The organism is Nocardia carnea (assembly GCF_029868855.1).
GTDB lineage: Bacteria > Actinomycetota > Actinomycetes > Mycobacteriales > Mycobacteriaceae > Nocardia > Nocardia carnea_A.
This window is the reverse complement of sequence record NZ_JARWOV010000144.1, coordinates 1-1,604: the sequence shown is the minus strand read 5'-3', so window position 1 is coordinate 1,604 and position 1,604 is coordinate 1. Positions and strand designations below refer to the sequence as shown.

Annotated in this window: 1 protein-coding gene; it reads right to left on the bottom strand. The window is 71.8% G+C overall.

Annotated elements, in window-relative coordinates; genetic code table 11:
• Positions 1–164: 164 nt before the first annotated feature.
• Positions 165–1,019: a TIGR02569 family protein gene (locus QH195_RS13700; RefSeq protein WP_280420243.1), complete on the bottom strand. Its 855-nt coding sequence runs from the start codon at positions 1,017–1,019 to the stop codon at positions 165–167.
• Positions 1,020–1,604: the final 585 nt, after the last annotated feature.

Genomic DNA, 1,604 nt, shown 5'->3' with positions numbered 1-1,604 from the left:
ATTGGGCGGGAGGGTTGGGGGGGTGGGCGGGTGGCGCGTGGTGGTTCTTGCGCCGTTCGTCCTTCGCCGTGACCCGGGTGCGTGCCTGGGCCAACGCTATAATCTCACGACGGATCCGTGTGGGCCGGCCGGGACGAACCCCGCCGGCCCACTCGGCAGCTCGGTTACAGCAGGAACCGGACCATATCGGCGGTACGCACCAATCCCGGTAACGCCTCCGGCGTCGACCGCGGATGCAGCACATGCACGGCCAGCCGGAACATCACCGCGCGCAACAACATCTGTGGCCATTCGGGCAGATCGGCCCAGCGTTCGAGTAGCCCCTCGTCCGCACCGCCCCAGGAAAGCGCGTCCACCACGATCACCCCCGCCGCCCAGGCGGGCGGCCGCCAGTAAGGGGTGATATCGGTGAGCGCGGGAGTCTGCGCCCCGGCGAACAGCACGGTGCCGAAAAGATCACCGTGCACCAGCTGGGCCGGGGTACGCACCGGTTTGCGCAGCGTGGCCAACTGGCCGATCAAGTCCAGACTGTGCCGGCCGTCCGGCGAATTCTCCATCACCGCCCCCGCCGCGCGCAGCGTACGCAACGGTACGGCTTCCCAGGCCGCCCGGTCCGCGGCCACGAAAACATCCACGTCCAGCCACGGTGTCACCGGCGGCTGGGACAGGAACCGGGGCCGGTCCAGGGTGGCGGTGGCCTTGTGCAGCCGCAGCGATACCGAGACCACCTCGTCGTGCCGCGGCTCCGGAGACCCGGGCATATAGGTATCGCAACGCCACCCCGACACCACGTACCGCCCGTCGGTGGCCCGCACCGGACGGGCCAGCCGTAACCCGTCCACCCGCAGGCTTTCCCGTATCTTGGCCGACCACGCGGCCCGGGCATGATCGGCGACCGGGCTGAGCACCACATCACCGAGGCGCCAGCCGCCCTCCCAATCGCCGAGCGCGACCGGGGCCAGTTCGCGCAGACCGAATGTGGCCCGCACATGTTCGGGGGGTTCGACTGTGGTGGTCACGGGCCGTACCGTACTCCCGGCGTCCAGCACGTCGAGTGCGCCACACCGAGCCGTAGCCGGGCCGCGACACGCCGGTCACCACCCCGGAACCACCCGGTCGCGATGCCGGCACGGCCATGCTCACCGGCCCGCTCACCACAGCCCGGCCCGCTCACCGCAGCGTCTCGCCCCACGCCGACTGAGCACCGGATATGCCCGCAGATCATCACAGCGGAGCGCGGCTATCGTCCTCGCGCGCCGGCAAACCCCTTCCAGCGCCCGTGAACCACAGCGCGGCGGCTGCTCACCGCCGGCTCGGTCCGTTCGGGGCCGGAGGACCTCCTGTGCCGATCGCGGCACGGCGAACTCGAGTCCACTATGGCGGTGGCCGGCCATAAATCAGCGCCCGAAAACGGCTGCAGCCACCGATGAGGTACCTCTCGGTGTTGCCCGGCTCCGTCCGGCGGTGTGGTCGCCTCAGACCAGATCGAACCCAGCGAAAATCCGCACCCTCCCGGGGGGGGGGGGCCCCGGCGGCGGCCGCGCGGGCCGGGGGGGGGGGGGGGGGGGGGCCCGGGGGGGGGGGGGGGCACGCGGGCCCCCACC